The organism is Mycobacterium sp. D16Q16, from assembly GCF_002013745.1.
In the GTDB taxonomy this organism is placed as follows: Bacteria; Actinomycetota; Actinomycetes; order Mycobacteriales; family Mycobacteriaceae; genus Mycobacterium.
This window is the reverse complement of record NZ_MAEY01000004.1, coordinates 416,335-431,592: the sequence shown is the minus strand read 5'-3', so window position 1 is coordinate 431,592 and position 15,258 is coordinate 416,335. Positions and strand designations below refer to the sequence as shown.

The following is a 15,258-nucleotide window of genomic DNA, read 5'->3' as shown; positions in this document are numbered from 1 at the left end:
GGCGGGTATGGGGCTGCGCGGGGACCGCATCTTGCGGTACGTCAACGCTTTCTGTCCGCAGTGCCACGAGGCGAACCCGGAGCGCCCCCTCGCGGAGGTGGCCCGGCTCTCGGGCTGGCTCGCCCACCGTGACGACCGGGTGTGGCTCGAACGGGCCTGCCGCGTGCATGGGTTGGTGCGCACGCTGTACGACGAGGACGCTGAGATCCTTGAGTACCTGGAGGAATGGACGGCACCCACCAAGACCCATGTACCGGATGTGCCGGGCAACTTCGATCCCATCCCGATGGCTTATCTGCGGGGGTTGCCCGAGATGCAAACCCAGCACACGTGCATCCTGCTGGCAGACATCACCGAGGCGTGCAATCTGCGCTGCCCCACCTGCTTTGCTGATTCCTCGCCGGACTTGCACGGTGTGGTACCGGTGGAGCGGGTGCTCAGCAATGTCGACCAGCGGCTTGCACGGGAGAACGGCCGACTGGATGTCTTGATGCTCAGCGGTGGCGAACCCACTGTGTACCCGGAGCTTGCCCGGCTGCTCGATGAGCTGATGGCTCGACCGATCACCCGAATCCTGATCAATACCAACGGTGTTCTCATTGCCCGCGATGATGCCTTGCTAGAGCTGCTGGCTCGTCACCGTGAGCGCGTAGAGGTCTATCTCCAGTACGACGGTCCGTCGGCCGACGCTTCGCGGCATCATCGGGGTGGCGATCTGACGAGAATCAAAGCCGCGGCGGTACAACGTCTCTCGGACAGTGAGATCTTCACGACATTGGTCATGACTGCGGCGCTCGGAGTCAACGACGCGGATATCGGCGCGGTCATCGGTCTCGCCTTCGACACGCCCTACGTGGGTGGTGTCTCGATACAGCCGCAGTTCGGGTCCGGCCGGGCGGGCGTGATCGACCCCATGCAGCGGCTGACTCACACCGGTGTGCTGAAACGTCTTGGCCCGCAGACCGGAGACGTCGTCACCTGGCGTGACCTGACGGCGCTGCCGTGTTCGCACCCGCACTGCTGTTCAGTGGGATACATGCTGCGCGATGATGCCGCGGTGTGGCGGTCGTTGACCTCCTTGATCGGACACGATCGCCTCAAGGAGAACCTTGGTTTGGTATCCAATCGCATTGCCGATCAGGAGGTTCCGCAGCAGCTGCGGCTGGCGGTGAAAGAGTCGCTGTTGGGCCTGCTGTCCGAGCAATCCTCTCTGTCGCATCCGACTATCGGCGATGTGTGGAAGACCATCTGCGACAGCTGCGATTTGGGTATCGCCACATTGATGACCCTTGCTGCCTCGGCGTTGCCGGGACGGAGGGCGAAGCTGCGGCGCATGCTCGGAGAGCGCATAGTGCGGATCACCGTCAAGCCGTTCATGGATATGTCGACGATGATCGAGGAGCGGCTCACTCAATGCTGCGTGCATGTCGCGACGCATGCCGCGCAGGATCAGTGCGCGCCGTTCTGTGCGGTGCAGGCATGGCCGGCACTTTCCCGGCAGCGGCTATCGGTGTCCGCGGCGGCCTCCACGCCCGAGCTGGTGTTGCTCCCAATCCAATAGCACAGTGCGCCAAGGCTGATCGCGGCACCCAGCAGGCAGACGCCGCCCCAACCGTGGGTCGCGTACACCCAGGTCGACACGATGGCGCCGATGGCGCTGCCGATGGAATAGAACGTCATGTAGGCGGCGGTGAGTCGGCCGTGGAGTTCGGTATCCAGCCGGTAGATGAGGCTCTGATTCGCCACATGCACCGACTGCAGCCCGAAGTCGATGATCACGACCGCGACGGTCAGTCCGAGCAGGGTCCAGCGCAGAGTCGCCGCGAATACCCATGCCGTCAACATCAGCGACAGACCCACGCCGGTAACCCGGTTGGCCCAGCCCTTGTCGCACCACGATCCGGCCTTGAACGCACCCAGCGCGCCCGCCGCCCCGGCTAGCCCGAACAACCCGACTTCGGTATGCGACAAGTGGTATGGGCCAGAGGTGAGCGGTAACACCATGGGCGTCAACAGGACGGTGATGGCGGCGAAGATGAGCATCGCGATGATGGCCCGCGAGCGCAACACCGGCACGTCGCGCAGGAGTCGCAGCGTGGAGGCGACCAGTTGTCCGTAGGGCAGCCCCTGGGGCGAGTGGGTGGAGTGCGGCAGCGCGCGCGTCAAAATCGCTGCGGTCGCTACGGCGGCAATGGCGGCCACCAGATACACCGCTCGCCAGCCGAACAGGTCGGACAGGGCGCCGGATACCGTGCGCGCCAGAAGAATACCGCTGATGATGCCGCCGGTGACCACGCCGACGGCCCATCCCTGCCGCTCTGGCTCGGCGTGTACCGCCGTGTAGGTGACCATCACCTGCGTCACCACCGCGAGTGCGCCGACGGCGGTGACGCTGAGCAGGAACGTCCACGGGTTGGGCGATATCGCTGTGGCCAGCAGAGATACACCCAGCAGAACGGTCTGCCCGACGATGAGCCGACGTTGGTTGACGGTATCGCCAAGGGGCACGATCAGCAGTAGGCCGATGGCGTACCCAACCTGGGTGAGGGTTAGCACGATGCCGACTTGTGCTGTGGGCATGGAGAATTGTGCCCCGATGGTGTCCAGCAGCGGCTGTGAGAAGTAGATGGTCGCCACCGCGAGGCCGCAGGCGATCGAGAACAACACGATGACGGGTCTGGTCAGCACGCGCGCCCCTCGGTAGAGTTGGTTTCACTTCGCAACCATTTGAGCCTGGCATGAATGGTTGCATATTGCAACCAAGGGAGGCTGTCCATGGTGGGTCGCGCCAGTCACGCGGATTCGAGCTGCACCCTGGCCAGGCCGCTGGGTGAGATCGGGGACGGTTGGTCACTGCTGATCGTTCGTGACGCGTTTGACGGTTTACGGAGGTTCGGGGAGTTTCAGAAGAGTCTTGGGCTCGCGAAGAACATCCTGGCTTCTCGTCTGGCGACATTGGTGGACAACGGCATCCTCGAGGTCGTTCCCGCCGGGGCGCGGCATGAGTACCAACTGACACAGAAAGGGCGTGGGCTGTTTCCCGTCTTGGTGGCCCTGAGACAGTGGAGCGACGAGTTCTGTTTCGCCCCTGGAGAACGGCGCGTCGCCCTGGTCGATCGCGAGACGTCCCGTCCGGTGCAGCGCTTCGAGCTGCGTGCGGCAGACGGCCACGCACTGGCTCCGGAAGATACGGCCGTGATCGGCGGCTAGTTCTGGTCGAGCCGGAATCCGCGCCTTCCGCATATGCGGGTTGCGGTCGTCTACCGTTCCCATGTCGCGGAACGAAGGAGGACCCATGCGGATCGGATTCCTGGTGCTGTTGGTGTGCGTCGCCCTGCTCGCGCCGCCGCTCGCGACGGCCGACCCCGGCGCGACGCCGGTGGACCCGGCGTCCCCGGAAGCGGCCTCGATCCTGGCGCCGGCGCTCGCGGACGTGACGGCCCAGCTCGGCAAGCCGGTGCGCCTGGATGTGCGCAGCCTCAAGTCCGCCGACGGATGGGTCTTCCTCTGGTCGGCCATGCAGGAGCCCGACGGCGGCCCCATTGACTACGCCGGCACGCCCTTTGCCGAAGCCTCCGCCAATGGCATCCTGTCGAAGAAATACATAGCCCTGCTGCATCAGGGCGAGCAGGGTTGGGCGCTCGTCGACAAGCGGGTGGGACCGAGCGATGTCGCCTGGGCGGGCTGGGGTGCGCAGTACGGTGCGCCTGCGGCGATCTTCGATATCCCGGTCTACTAGTCGCGGGGCCCGGCAAAACCGCAGGTCCCGCACGATCTGGGGTGTGATCCTGGTCGGGCCGGGCGAAGCTGTCCGCGGTGGGCCGTATCGTGGGGTGTCGTGAAGTACCCCAGACCAAATTTCGGTGATGCGCTGACGCGACGGCGCGCGCTCACGATGCTGGGTCTGACCGTGCCCGCTGTTGCTGCCGCCTGCACGACCGTCGGCTCGAATGCGCCGCAAGATGTCCCGTCGCCGGGCGCCGTCCTGACCTTCTTGCCCGACGACAAGGCCAAGGAGGTCAACCCGACCGCGCCGGTCAGCGTGACCGTGGCCAACGGGTGGTTCCGGGACGTGAAGTTGGTCAACGCCGACGGCAAGGTCGTCGCCGGAGCGCTCAGTCGCGACCAAACGAGGTTCCGCACCACCGAGCCCCTCGGATTCGATGTGACGTACACCTGGAAGGGCTCGGCCGTAGGGCTGGACGGCAAGGCCGTTGCGGTGTCCGGCACATTCACCACCCTGGTGCCCACGGCGAAGGTCAACGGTCAGTTCCAGCTCGCCGATGGGCAGACGGTGGGGATCGCGGCTCCCGTGATCATCCAGTTCGATGCGCATATCGCCGACAAGGCCGCGGCGGAGAAATCGTTGAGCATCGTGTGTGACCCGCCCACCGAAGGTGGTTGGGCCTGGCTGCCCGACGAACAGCAGGGTTCCCGAGTGCATTGGCGATCACGTGAGTACTTCAAGGCCGGCACCAAGGTCGGGGTGAAAGCCAATCTCTATGGGATTCCCCTGGGGGACGGGGCGTTTGGGAACGAAGACATGTCCCTGGATTTCAGCGTGGGGCGCCGCCAGATCGTCTATGCCGATGCGCCGAGTCACCGTATCCGGGTGACCACGGACGAGGGCACCATCCTGGACTTGCCCTGCAGCTACGGCGAGGCAGACCTGCCGCGCAACGTCACCCGCAGTGGGATTCATGTTGTCACCGAGAAGTACGAGGATTTCTGGATGTCCAATCCGGCAGCCGGGTATACCAACGTTCACGAACGTTTCGCGGTCCGGATCTCCAACAACGGCGAGTTCATTCACGCGAACCCCAATACCGTTGGTCAGCAAGGCAGTACCAATGTCACGAACGGTTGTATCAATTTGTCGTTGGGTGATGCCGAGTCGTACTTCCGTACGGCCATCTACGGTGATCCCGTCGAGGTGACCGGCACCTCGATCGAGCTGTCGTACGCCGACGGCGACCTGTGGGATTGGGTGGTGGACTGGCCGACCTGGCAATCGATGTCGGCGCTCCCTCCCAATCCGAAGGAGCGGACGATCACCTCGACGCCGTCGACCTCGTCCATCCCGACCACCGTCCCGCTCACCCCGTCGGGTGCACCGACGTTGTCGGGGACGCCGACGTCAGCTCCGTTGACGCCGTCGGGCGCACCGTCGCTATCGGGCACCCCGACAACCACGTCCCGATAGCGCTACCGGGCGCGAGAGGTCTAGTCGTGCGCGGCGCCGGTGAACGGGCATACCTGAATCTCGTCGGGAGCGCCGTTGGGCAACGAAGGTTCGGTCACCCGAGGCGAAGTGTCGGCCGGAAAGTCTTCTGCTTCTGGCGCACGCATCAGCGCTGAGCGCTCTCTTTCGTGCTGGGTGCTTGCTCGATAGCAGGGGACCTCACTTGCCTGCTTGCGATCCCGGACTATGACCATCATGCCGAGAGCGGGGCGGCTGAACGCCGCGAATGCCAAGTAGGCGCGCTCGGGCCTGCCGTGCGGTTCTAGCTCGAGACGACCGAAGATTCGGTGGAGCACGATGCTGGCTTCCAGCTGGTAGAAATTGATGCCCGGACAGCGGTGCTTGCCGGTTCCAAAGGCCATGAAGCCGTATCGATCTGGCGCCTTGTCCAGGAATCGCTCGGGCTGGAATTGTGTGGGATTGGCGTACGCATCGGGGTCATGGTGAATCGCGGCAGGCATTGCCTGTATCCATGTCCCACGGCGAACGCGGTGGCCGCCAATCAAGACGTCCTCACGGGCAATCACTGGTACACCCCATACCGGTGGGTGTAATCGGAGTCCCTCATTGTTGGCAGCGATCGCGTAGCGGTCGGACTGGGCGGCGCGTGCCTCTTCGCGAAGTTTGGCAAGCTTGTCCGGGTTCCTGAGCAGCAGGTCGATAGTGAAGCTGTAACCAGTAACCGACGTCTCGTGTCCAGCGATGAGGAGGGTTCGGAACGCGTCGCGCAACATCTCCCCGGACCATATTCTCGGGTTGGTGTCTGCCTTTTCCACCATCCGGGCGCCAAAGCAGTCCATCTCTGGATTGGCCCGGAATCGCGAGATCTGTCGGGCGATCAGCGCGTCCATTCGCGCAAGGGGTTCTTGAATCCGCCGCCCAGGCCAGCGCGGCAGATGCTCCTTCGTCCCACGGACGAACTGATAGAACAGCGCCGCGGGCCAGAGGGTAACCAATGTCCTGAGCGATGCGTTCCGGCTGCTGAGTAGATCAGAGAGTGCACTGACTCCCTCGTCGATCTCATCCTGATCCTCCAGCCCGAACGCAACACGCAATATGACCTCTTGCGTGAAGCGATAGAACATTTCCTGAAGAGACACAGGATCGTTGAGCGGCATCTCGTCGATGTATCGGTCCAGTACCTCGATGCTGATCTCCCGGTACCGCTCCACTGCCGCCAGTGTGAGCTCGGGAGTCAGGGCACGCCGTACCGCCGCGTGCTCTGGGCCGTGTAGCAAGAATGGGCTGTTAGGGCCTAAAAAAAACCGTAGAAATGGGTCCTTGCCGACTTCAAAGTCAACTTGATCTGGCGACAATCCGTACAGCTCGCGGCACAACCCGGGGGTGTTCAACGTGAGGAACTCAAGGTTGTGTCCCGGGATCACCCATTTGAGTAGGAACCTCAGTCGCTGAGGGAGGTGTGGATTTGCCACACGGAATCCTTCACCGTGCGTGCGCAGCTCCGCGCTGATCTGATCCGAATCGGTTATTGAGAATCTATTCTGCACTCCAGCAACAAATTTTAGATATATGCGCAACACACCCCAGTTGCGCCACGACGGCAGCATGGGGAAGAGCGGAGCGTTCTGCGCGGACTCAGATTCCTGTGCGGAAACCGTTGAGATGACCATACTGCCCGACAGTACTGGTTACGAGAAGTACTATCAACTATAAATAACAGATACTTAGGGCTGGCTGTGAGCAAACCTTGACTGACGTGGGATGACTATCTATGGTGACCACGGGTCGCCGAGTGACTTCGGGTCATAACATCGAGTTCGGGCCGGCGGGAAAGGATGAAAGTGTGTCGCCAACGCGACGTGAGGTGACCGCCGCGGGAACCCGGGCTTCCCTCGTGGACAGCGCGGTCGCCTGCTTCTCAACGCGGGGATACGAGGCGACTTCGGTCTCGCAGCTAACAAATGATGCAAGTCTAAGCAAAGGTTCATTTTACAAGCATTTCCCGGACAAGCGATCAGTGTTCATAGAATGCTTCGTGCAGCGCCTTCAGGTCGCTGCGCAATTGCTTCGCGACGCTGAACGCCGTCTCGCAGGCCGGCCGCACGGTGAAGGTGTCGAGATCATGGCCGGCGCCGCGGCACAGTTCTCGATGTTGTCAGTGACGGATGCGGTGCACCGGGAACTCCTCCGCCAGGCACCCGAGGTTCTGGGCGCCGAGTTGCTCGCCGCGATCGACGAAGAGCACGTGCTATCGCCGCTGGTGTCGTTACTTCGTGCGATGGATACTCGAGGTGAACTGATGCCGGGACTGCCTTTGGAAACGGTGGCGGCGCTCTTACTCAAGGCGGCGTGCGCCGGAAACACTTTGGTCGCGGCTTCGAGTGACCCTCACACAGTGGTTGTCGATGTTCTGGTTGCCCTGGCCGCCTTCTACCGGGGCATGGTGCCGGTCGAGCTGCAGTCCCGGTTGATGGATCTCGTCGGTACGAAGGGGCGGCACAGTGGATAGCGTCGAACTGAATGCGCTGTTGGGGCCGGGTAGCGCCACTCGCGACATGCTGGCGGATCTGAGCACGCTTTACTCTGCGTTCCCGTCGTTCATCTATCCGGTTCTCAGCGCAAAGGGGGGAAAAGGTGTCGACGACCATGACCGGATCGGCAAGGTCAGCGTTCGTGCCCAAGTCCGGCTTGAGGATGTCATCGGACGTGCCCGCGACACAGTCGACCTCGTCCTGGGCGTGGTGTTCGCGGACGATGAGCGAGTCGAGGTGGCCAACGCTATCCGCGAGATTCACCGGTTCATCCACGGCGAGTTGGACGACGGAACTCTCTATCACGCCTGGGAGCGCGACCTGTGGAATTGGACGTGGGCGGCGATTGTGCTGCCGTTGATGGAGGTTCATGGTCAATTGCGCGGCTGGCCGTCGCCCCTGGTGCAGCAGAAGGCATACGAAGGACTCTGGGCGATTGGGCAATTGTTCGGCGCCGACCAACTTCCAGAGCAATACGAAGATCTCATCGCGTATCGAGACGGCGCCTGGATGGATAGCGTCGACCCGCATGCCGCGCAAGCCGCCAGCTTCCTGCTTGCCCAGTTGCGCAGGCCCTCGTCATTTCGTGCCATGCCTTGGCTACCCGGCTCGGTACTGCGCGTGGTCAGTTGGCCGATCCGCCACCTTGCCCGTGTCGGATTGCTCATTGCTACTACCGATGCCCTCAACGATGCCATTCGTATCGAACTGAGCAGGAGGGACAAGCTGAGTATGAAGATCCACCGACGTGTCTGGAAGGTGCTTCCTGTCGCCATCACACGCGGATGGGTTGGGTGGTACATGGCTGGCCGAATCCGTTTCGGAAAAATGCCATGGCGTACGCACTACTCTCCAGAATCACTGCAGCACTACCGAAACCAGATGCGCAACGCCCGCAGGTCAGCCTCGCCAGAACCTGTTAGGCCATCGGCGATCTCACCGAACTAGGCTGCCGGGGAGTCGTATCGCACTGTGCAACAAAGGGACTCAATCATTCGGTGATGGTATCAATACGGCCGGTGCGCCGAATTTTGGGACACTCCAAGGCTCAGTCGCGGGTTGCCCTACGAGTAGAGGAGGCCTGATCTCGCGGTTTGACGACGATCTGGTCCAGGTTGACGTGCGGAGACCGTGACGCGACGAACGCGATGATCTCGGCGACGTCCTCGGCGACCAGCGGGGTGATGCCCCGGTAGACCGCGTCCGCCCGGTCCTGGTCACCGTCGAAGCGCACCACCGAGAACTCGGTTTCCACCGCACCCGGTGCGACCTCGGTGAGCCGCACGGGCTTTCCGAGAAGCTCGCCGCGCAGCGTGCGGTGTAACGCCGCCTGGGCATGCTTGGCCGACGTGTATCCGCTGCCGCCGTCGTACACATCAAGCGCGGCGATGGAGGTGATGGTGACGATGAGTCCGTCACCGGAGGCAATCAGTTTGGGCAGCAAGGTGCGGGTCACCTGCAGAGTGCCCACCACATTGGTTTCCCACATCCAGCGCCAGTGCTCCAGATCCGCTTCGAGCACCGGTTCCAGGCCCCACGCGCCGCCGGCGTTGTTGACCAGCACGTCCACCCGATCCAGGCTCTGCGCAAGGGCGGCAACCGAATCGGCGTCGGTGACGTCGAGCACAACCGCCGTGCCACCGATCTCTGCGGCCAGAGCGTTGACGCGGTCCTCGCGCCGAGCCGCAACCACAACGTGAAATCCAAGGGCTGCAAGGGATTTAGCGGTTGCCGCGCCGATTCCTGAGCTGGCGCCGGTGACGACCGCGACCCGGCCGTCGAACGAGGGATTGGTCATGCAGGCCACTGTAGTCAGAAGGCCTACTAGGACATCGGCTCGTAGGGATGCTAAATTGCGCCTGTGTCCATCAAGCGCGCCGCCGAACCCCGGGTCACTTTCGTGATCGCGGGTATTGGTTCTCGGCTGCCGCTGGCTCGCGAGCTGTGTTGTCGCTGCGTCTGTCGCTGCGCCTAGTTTCTGCACGTCTTTCCTGACGTCTCGGGCGCGGTATCGCCCCAGTTCACAACACCATTAGCCATCTGTAGCCCGCGCTTCAGCCTTCGTCTGAATCCGGCCTTCCGCCAAAGGACCCTTCTCATGACTTCTCCGGTTCGCCGACCTGTTTCCCGTCACCAGATTCATCCCCCTGCCCTGTACATCGGCGATAGCGCCGCATCCTCGGTATTCCGCGCCGCACGTGTGCGCGGACCCGTGGCCCGCGATGCAATTGCCCAGGTCACAGGCCTTTCCATCGCCACCGTCAACCGGCAGGTCACCGCGCTGCTGGACGCCGGACTACTTCGCGAACGTGCTGATCTGGCCGTCTCTGGCGCCATCGGCCGACCGCGGGTGCCGGTGGAGCTCAACCATGAGCCATTCCTCACCCTGGGTATCCACATCGGTGCCCGAGCCACCAGCATTGTGGCGACCGACTTGTTTGGACGAACCCTCGACGTGGTGGAAACCCCCACGCCAAACGGTCCGCAGGGCGCCGCACTGGCCTCGCTGGCCGGGAGCGCGCAGCGGTACCTGGCCCGCTGGCACCGGCGCCGGCCGCTGTGGATCGGCGTGGCCACCGGTGGTGTGGTCGACGGACCGGCCGGGACGGTGGATCATCCGCGGTTGGGCTGGACCGAGGCACCCGTTGGCCGAGTCTTCGCCGACACGCTAGGTCTGCCGGTATCGGTGGCCTCGCACGTGGACGCGATGGCCGGCGCCGAGCTGCTACTGGGGCTGCGGCGCTTCGCGGCCCGCTCCCTGACGAGCCTGTACGTATACACCCGTGAGACAGTCGGTTTCGCGCTGGCGATCGACGGGCGGGTGCACAGCCCGTCGAGCGGCCCGGGGACAATTGCGGCACTGCCGGTTGATTCCGAATTGCTCGGCGGTACAGGCAAGTTGGAGACCACCGTCAGTGACGAGGCGGTGCTGGCCGCGGCACGCAGGCTGCGCATCGTGCCGGCGGGAGACGGGATCTCGGTGAGCGCGGTGTACAAGGCCGCGCGCGGCGGCAATGATTCTGCGCGCCAACTGCTTTCCGAACGTGGCCGAGTGCTGGGCCAGTCGGTGGCGCTGCTGCGCGACATCCTCAACCCCGACGAGGTGATCGTGGGTGGGCAGGCCTTTACCGAGTACCCCGAGGTGATGAACGACGTCGAGACCGCATTCCTGGACCGATCGACGTTGTCCAAGCGCGATATTCGTGTGACGGCGTTCGGCAACCGCGTGCAGGAGGCCGGCGCCGGTGTGGTCTCCCTCGGTGGGTTGTTCGCCGACCCGTTGGGTGCCATGCGGCGGGCATCGGCCCGGCGGTCGGAGACGTCCGCGCTGGCCTAGCCCTGGGCATGTCGAGTGTGACGCTATGGCGGGACTTCCTGCGAGTTCCGCCGTAGCCTCACGCCGAGCAAGGTGGTTGCTGGCGTTTTGGCCGCGAATCTACGACTCGGGGCCAAAAAGTGATAGGCATGTGCGCATGACGCATATCCACCACGTGTCCTCCGCGAAGGTCCCGATGGCATACGCCTTCGACTACATCAGTGATGCGCACCATCTGGCGGACTGGATGTTCGGGATCGAGCATGTTCGTTTTGTGAACGACGTGCCACGGGGGCTCGGGGCCAAGTACGACATCGCCATCAACCTCGGTGCCACCCTCCGGTCGACGATCGAGGTGACGCAGTGGGATCCCGACACGCTGTTCACCACCGCGTCGCGGTCGGGGATCGACAACCAGGTCGAATGCCGGTTCCGGCCCATTTCCGATGGTGAGACCGAGCTGGAGATCAACATCGACTACCGGCTGCCCGGCGGGCTTGCCGGACGCGCGCTGGGCAAGGTCATCTCGCCGTTCATCTCGCTGGCCATCACACATTCGGACGAGAAGCTGCGCAAGATCCTGGAAGAGGGATATCGCCAGAAGATCACGGCGCGCTGAGGCTCGCATCGCTGGTAGGAGTGCTGCGCGTCGACAGCTTGTGCGTAAGTGACAAGATGGCTGTGTGCTTAGTGGCGATGAGGTCGCGCGCCGGGCGGTTTCGGCGCTGAAGCCGCGCCGCATCGCCGTCCTATCCGTACACACCTCGCCACTGGCCCAGCCGGGTACCGGCGACGCCGGCGGCATGAACGTCTACGTGCTGCAAACGGCTCTTCAGCTGGCCCGCCGGGGTGTTGCCGTCGACATCTTCACCCGCGCCACCGCGTCCTCCGACGAGCCGGCGGTGGCCGTCGCGGATGGGGTAACGGTGCGCAATATTGTCGCCGGCCCGTTCGAGGGCCTGGACAAGTACGACCTGCCCACCCAGCTGTGCGCGTTCACCGCCGGGGTGCTGCGCGCAGAGGCGATCCACGAGCCCGGCTACTACAACCTGGTTCACTCGCACTACTGGCTCTCCGGTCAAGCGGGCTGGCTGGCCCGCGACCGCTGGGGCGTCCCGCTGGTCCACACCGCGCACACGCTCGCCGCGGTCAAGAATCAAACGCTCGCCGAGGGCGACCGCCCGGAGCCCGCACTGCGCGCGGTGGGGGAGCAGCAGGTAGTGGACGAGGCCGACAGGCTCATCGTCAACACCAAGGACGAAGCTGAACAACTGATGTCGATACACAATGCCGACCCAGGTCGCATCGATATCGTGCACCCCGGCGTCGACCTGGATGTATTCACACCCGGCGACAAGGCGGCCGCCCGCGCCGAATTCGGTCTGCGGGCCGATGAGCAGATCGTCGCCTTCGTCGGACGCATCCAGCCCCTGAAGGCCCCCGATCTGCTGGTACGCGCTGCCGCCAAGCTGCCGGGGGTTCGCGTTCTCATCGTCGGCGGGCCGTCCGGCAGTGGTCTCGATGAGCCGACGGCACTGCAGGATCTCGCTGCGGACCTCGGGATCGCCGAACGGGTCACCTTCCTGCCGCCACAGTCTCGAGAACGGCTGGCCCAGGTGTATCGGGCAGCCGATATCGTTGCGGTGCCCAGCTATTCGGAGTCCTTCGGGCTGGTGGCCATCGAGGCCCAGGCCTGCGGGACCCCGGTGGTGGCGGCCGAGGTGGGGGGTCTTCCGGTCGCGGTTTCCGACCAACGGACCGGCCTACTGGTCCCGACGCACCGCACCGAGGATTGGGCGGATGCCATCGCGGACCTGTTGGCGCGCACCGGGACCGAGTTCAGCAGTGCGGCTGTCGCGCATGCCGCCGGCTTTTCCTGGTCCAGCACCGCCGATGCCCTGCTTGCCAGTTACAGCCGTGCCATCTCCGATTACCGTGCGCCACAAAGACCCTCGACACAGCGTCCGCCGCGTTCGCGGTTTCGGTCGCGTCGGCTGTCGGGGCTGCGGCGATGACCATCGCCGGGGACGCCTACGCCACTATCGTGCGGACGCTCGTGGAGCGGGAGATCACCTTCACCGAGCATCACGGTCCGGACGGTAAGCCGGCGCTGATCGTGGAGCTGCCCGGTGAACGCAAGCAAAAGATCACCACGATGCTCAGCCCGGGTGAGCACGCCGTGCGCGTCGAGGTGTTCGTCTGCCGGCGCCCCGACGAGAACACCGAGGGTGTCTACCGCTACCTGCTCAAACGCAACCGCCGCTTGTACGCCGTCGCGTACACGATCGACAACATGGGCGACATCTACCTGGTGGGTCGCCTGCCGCTGCCGGCGATCACCCCGGATGAGATCGACAGGTTGCTCGGACAGGTGCTGGAGGCCGCGGACAACGACTTCAACATCCTGCTGGAGTTGGGGTTCAAGACGTCGATCCAGAAGGAGTGGGCGTGGCGTACCTCGCGGGGCGAGTCGCTGAAGAACCTTGAGGCCTTCGAGCACCTCATCGAGGATTGACCCTCGTCGGCCAAGAGATGCCCAGACGAGGCCCGGAAGAGGCCAGGACCATCGACACGGACTAGACGCGGCGTGCAAGACTGTCCGGCGTGACGTTTCGTAGCCCTCTGCCCGACGTTTCCATTCCCGACTGCTCTGTCTACGAGTACGTGTTCGGCGACACGAGCGGAGACGACGACCGCGTCGCGCTCATCGACGGGCTTTCCGGGGCACAGACCACCTTTGGCGAGCTGCGTTCGCAGATTGACGCGGCGGCGGCGGGTCTGGCCGACCGAGGATTCGGTCTCGGCGACGTCGCGGCGGTCTTCCTGCCGAACTGCTCGGCCTTCGCCGTGGTGCTGCACGGCATCCTGCGCGCGGGCGGCACCGCGAGCACTGTCAACGTGTTGTACACCGCCGAGGAGCTGGCCAAGCAGCTCATCGACTCCAAGGCACAGCTCGTCTTCACGGTGTCGCCGCTGCTGTCGCGTGCGCTGGAGGCCGCGGAGATCGCGGGTCTTGATGCCGTCAACGTGATCACCATCGATCCCGTCGAGGGACGCCTCTCCCTGGCCGATATCGCGCGGCCCGATCTGGCGCCGCCGGAGGTTTCCTTTGACCCGGCAACACATTTGGCGGTGCTGCCGTACTCGTCGGGAACCACCGGCAAGGCCAAGGGCGTCATGCTGACCCACCACAACCTGGTCGCCAACATTGCGCAGGCCAAACACCTTTACGGGGTGGACCGAGGCGACCGGGTGCTGGCGGTCCTCCCGTTCTTCCACATCTACGGTCTGGTCGTGCTGCTCAACGTGCAACTCAAGCTGGGCGCCGAGCTGGTCATCCTGCCCCGGTTCGAGCTCGACACCTTCCTGGGTTCCATCGCCAACTACCGCGTGGACCACGTCTTCGTCGCCCCGCCGGTGGCGGTGGTGCTGGCCAAGCACCCCGATGTCGACAAGTACGACGTCTCCTGCCTGCGCTCGGTCTTCTCGGGTGCCGCCCCGCTGGACGAGCAGTTGGGCAATGCCGTTGCCGCACGTCTGAATTGCCGTGTCAGCCAGGGCTACGGAATGACCGAGCTGAGTCCCGTCAGCCACCTCATTCCGCCGGGCCGGCCCGATATCCCGCTGAACTCTGTGGGTGTCCCGGTACCGAATTCAGAGAACAAGCTCATCGACACCGAGACCGGTGCGGAGATCGAGATTCCGGCCGAGGGCGAGAGTGCGCCCGGGGAGCTGCTGGTGCGTGGCCCCAATGTGATGGCCGGCTACCTCGGCAACGAGGAGGCCACCGCCGCGACGATCGAACCCGACGGGTTCCTGCACACCGGAGATATCGCGGTTGTGCGCGCCGACGGCGTGGTGACGATCGTCGACCGGCTCAAGGAGCTGATCAAGTACAAGGGCTACCAGGTGCCTCCCGCCGAGTTGGAGGCGCTGCTGCTGACGCATCCGGGCATTGGCGACGCTGCCGTCATCGGTGTTCCCGATCCGTCCAGCGGCGAGATTCCCAAGGCTTTCGTGGTCCGCACCGATCAGGACCTCACCGATGAAGAGGTCATGACCTTCGTCCAACAGAAGGTGGCTCCGCACAAGCGGATTCGTCAGGTGGAGTTCATCGACGCCATCCCCAAGAGTGCCGCGGGCAAGATCCTGCGCAAGGACCTGCGCGCACGCATCTGACCTGCGAAATCCAGTGGCGGGTTGTCGGA

The 15,258-nt window shown here is 64.1% G+C and carries 14 protein-coding genes and 1 pseudogene; 12 read left to right on the top strand and 3 right to left on the bottom strand.

The genetic code is table 11. The features are described from left to right. The first annotated feature begins 7 nt into the window (after positions 1-7). A complete protein-coding gene (locus B4394_RS06690; RefSeq protein WP_078314625.1) occupies positions 8-1,561 on the top strand; it encodes a radical SAM protein in 1,554 nt (517 codons plus the stop codon). On the opposite strand, the gene B4394_RS06685 is transcribed toward B4394_RS06690, so the two are convergent. Next, the gene (locus tag B4394_RS06685; RefSeq protein ID WP_078314539.1) at positions 1,450-2,688 is read right to left on the bottom strand and encodes an MFS transporter; all 1,239 of its coding nucleotides are present in this window, start codon (positions 2,686-2,688) and stop codon (positions 1,450-1,452) included. The genes B4394_RS06690 and B4394_RS06685 overlap by 112 nt on opposite strands. An 87-nt stretch (positions 2,689-2,775) precedes the next feature. Here B4394_RS06685 and B4394_RS06680 point away from each other — a divergent pair, with 87 nt between their 5' ends. The 3 genes from B4394_RS06680 to B4394_RS06670 all read left to right on the top strand — a co-directional run bounded on the left by B4394_RS06680 (position 2,776) and on the right by B4394_RS06670 (position 5,203). Next, positions 2,776-3,210: a winged helix-turn-helix transcriptional regulator gene (locus tag B4394_RS06680; protein ID WP_078314538.1), complete on the top strand. Its 435-nt coding sequence runs from the start codon at positions 2,776-2,778 to the stop codon at positions 3,208-3,210. Between the two features lie 85 nt (positions 3,211-3,295). Further along, positions 3,296-3,739 carry a hypothetical protein gene (locus B4394_RS06675; RefSeq protein ID WP_078308086.1) on the top strand — a complete coding sequence of 148 codons (444 nt, stop codon included), beginning with the start codon at positions 3,296-3,298 and terminating at the stop codon, positions 3,737-3,739. Between the two features lie 99 nt (positions 3,740-3,838). Beyond that, positions 3,839-5,203, top strand: coding sequence for a L,D-transpeptidase (locus B4394_RS06670; RefSeq protein WP_078308088.1), 1,365 nt, complete (start codon positions 3,839-3,841; stop codon positions 5,201-5,203). Between the two features lie 20 nt (positions 5,204-5,223). Here B4394_RS06670 and B4394_RS06665 read toward each other — a convergent pair whose 3' ends face one another. After that, complete coding sequence (locus tag B4394_RS06665) at positions 5,224-6,480, bottom strand: cytochrome P450 (protein WP_176138287.1); 1,257 nt, start codon at positions 6,478-6,480, stop codon at positions 5,224-5,226. A gap of 494 nt (positions 6,481-6,974) precedes the next feature. Between B4394_RS06665 and B4394_RS25910 the strand changes: the two are divergent. From B4394_RS25910 to B4394_RS06655, 3 genes and pseudogenes are all read left to right on the top strand, one after another. After that, positions 6,975-7,223 (top strand): annotated as a pseudogene (locus tag B4394_RS25910) (TetR/AcrR family transcriptional regulator); the annotation flags it as partial. A gap of 15 nt (positions 7,224-7,238) precedes the next feature. Further along, the gene (locus tag B4394_RS06660; protein WP_286141906.1) at positions 7,239-7,712 is read left to right on the top strand and encodes a TetR family C-terminal domain-containing protein; all 474 of its coding nucleotides are present in this window, start codon (positions 7,239-7,241) and stop codon (positions 7,710-7,712) included. Further along, positions 7,705-8,682, top strand: a complete 978-nt coding sequence (locus B4394_RS06655) for an oxygenase MpaB family protein (RefSeq protein ID WP_078308095.1) — start codon at positions 7,705-7,707, stop codon at positions 8,680-8,682. Before B4394_RS06660 ends, B4394_RS06655 begins: the two co-directional genes overlap by 8 nt. A gap of 100 nt (positions 8,683-8,782) precedes the next feature. Here B4394_RS06655 and B4394_RS06650 read toward each other — a convergent pair whose 3' ends face one another. Next, positions 8,783-9,532, bottom strand: coding sequence for an SDR family NAD(P)-dependent oxidoreductase (locus tag B4394_RS06650; RefSeq protein ID WP_078314536.1), 750 nt, complete (start codon positions 9,530-9,532; stop codon positions 8,783-8,785). A gap of 300 nt (positions 9,533-9,832) precedes the next feature. On the opposite strand from B4394_RS06650, the gene B4394_RS06645 reads away from it, so the two are divergent. From B4394_RS06645 to B4394_RS06625, 5 genes are all read left to right on the top strand, one after another. Continuing rightward, a complete protein-coding gene (locus B4394_RS06645) occupies positions 9,833-11,071 on the top strand; it encodes an ROK family transcriptional regulator (protein WP_078308100.1) in 1,239 nt (412 codons plus the stop codon). 136 nt (positions 11,072-11,207) lie between these two features. Beyond that, complete coding sequence (locus B4394_RS06640; protein ID WP_078314535.1) at positions 11,208-11,669, top strand: SRPBCC family protein; 462 nt, start codon at positions 11,208-11,210, stop codon at positions 11,667-11,669. Between the two features lie 64 nt (positions 11,670-11,733). Then, entirely contained in the window at positions 11,734-13,065 is a 1,332-nt protein-coding gene (gene mshA / locus B4394_RS06635; protein ID WP_078314534.1) for a D-inositol-3-phosphate glycosyltransferase, read from the top strand. Next, entirely contained in the window at positions 13,062-13,565 is a 504-nt protein-coding gene (locus B4394_RS06630) for a type III secretion system chaperone family protein (RefSeq protein WP_078314533.1), read from the top strand. Before mshA ends, B4394_RS06630 begins: the two co-directional genes overlap by 4 nt. An 89-nt stretch (positions 13,566-13,654) precedes the next feature. Beyond that, entirely contained in the window at positions 13,655-15,229 is a 1,575-nt protein-coding gene (locus B4394_RS06625) for an AMP-binding protein (protein WP_078314532.1), read from the top strand. Positions 15,230-15,258 lie beyond the last annotated feature (29 nt).

Bases quoted from the DNA above. Each gene is read 5' to 3' on its own strand.
- B4394_RS06690 (WP_078314625.1), top strand. From the start codon at position 8: ATGGGGCTGCGCGGGGACCGCATCTTGCGGTACGTCAACGCTTTCTGT.
- B4394_RS06680 (WP_078314538.1), top strand. From the start codon at position 2,776: ATGGTGGGTCGCGCCAGTCACGCGGATTCGAGCTGCACCCTGGCCAGG.
- B4394_RS06675 (WP_078308086.1), top strand. From the start codon at position 3,296: ATGCGGATCGGATTCCTGGTGCTGTTGGTGTGCGTCGCCCTGCTCGCG.
- B4394_RS06650 (WP_078314536.1), bottom strand. From the start codon at position 9,532: ATGACCAATCCCTCGTTCGACGGCCGGGTCGCGGTCGTCACCGGCGCC.
- B4394_RS06645 (WP_078308100.1), top strand. From the start codon at position 9,833: ATGACTTCTCCGGTTCGCCGACCTGTTTCCCGTCACCAGATTCATCCC.
- B4394_RS06640 (WP_078314535.1), top strand. From the start codon at position 11,208: ATGACGCATATCCACCACGTGTCCTCCGCGAAGGTCCCGATGGCATAC.
- B4394_RS06630 (WP_078314533.1), top strand. From the start codon at position 13,062: ATGACCATCGCCGGGGACGCCTACGCCACTATCGTGCGGACGCTCGTG.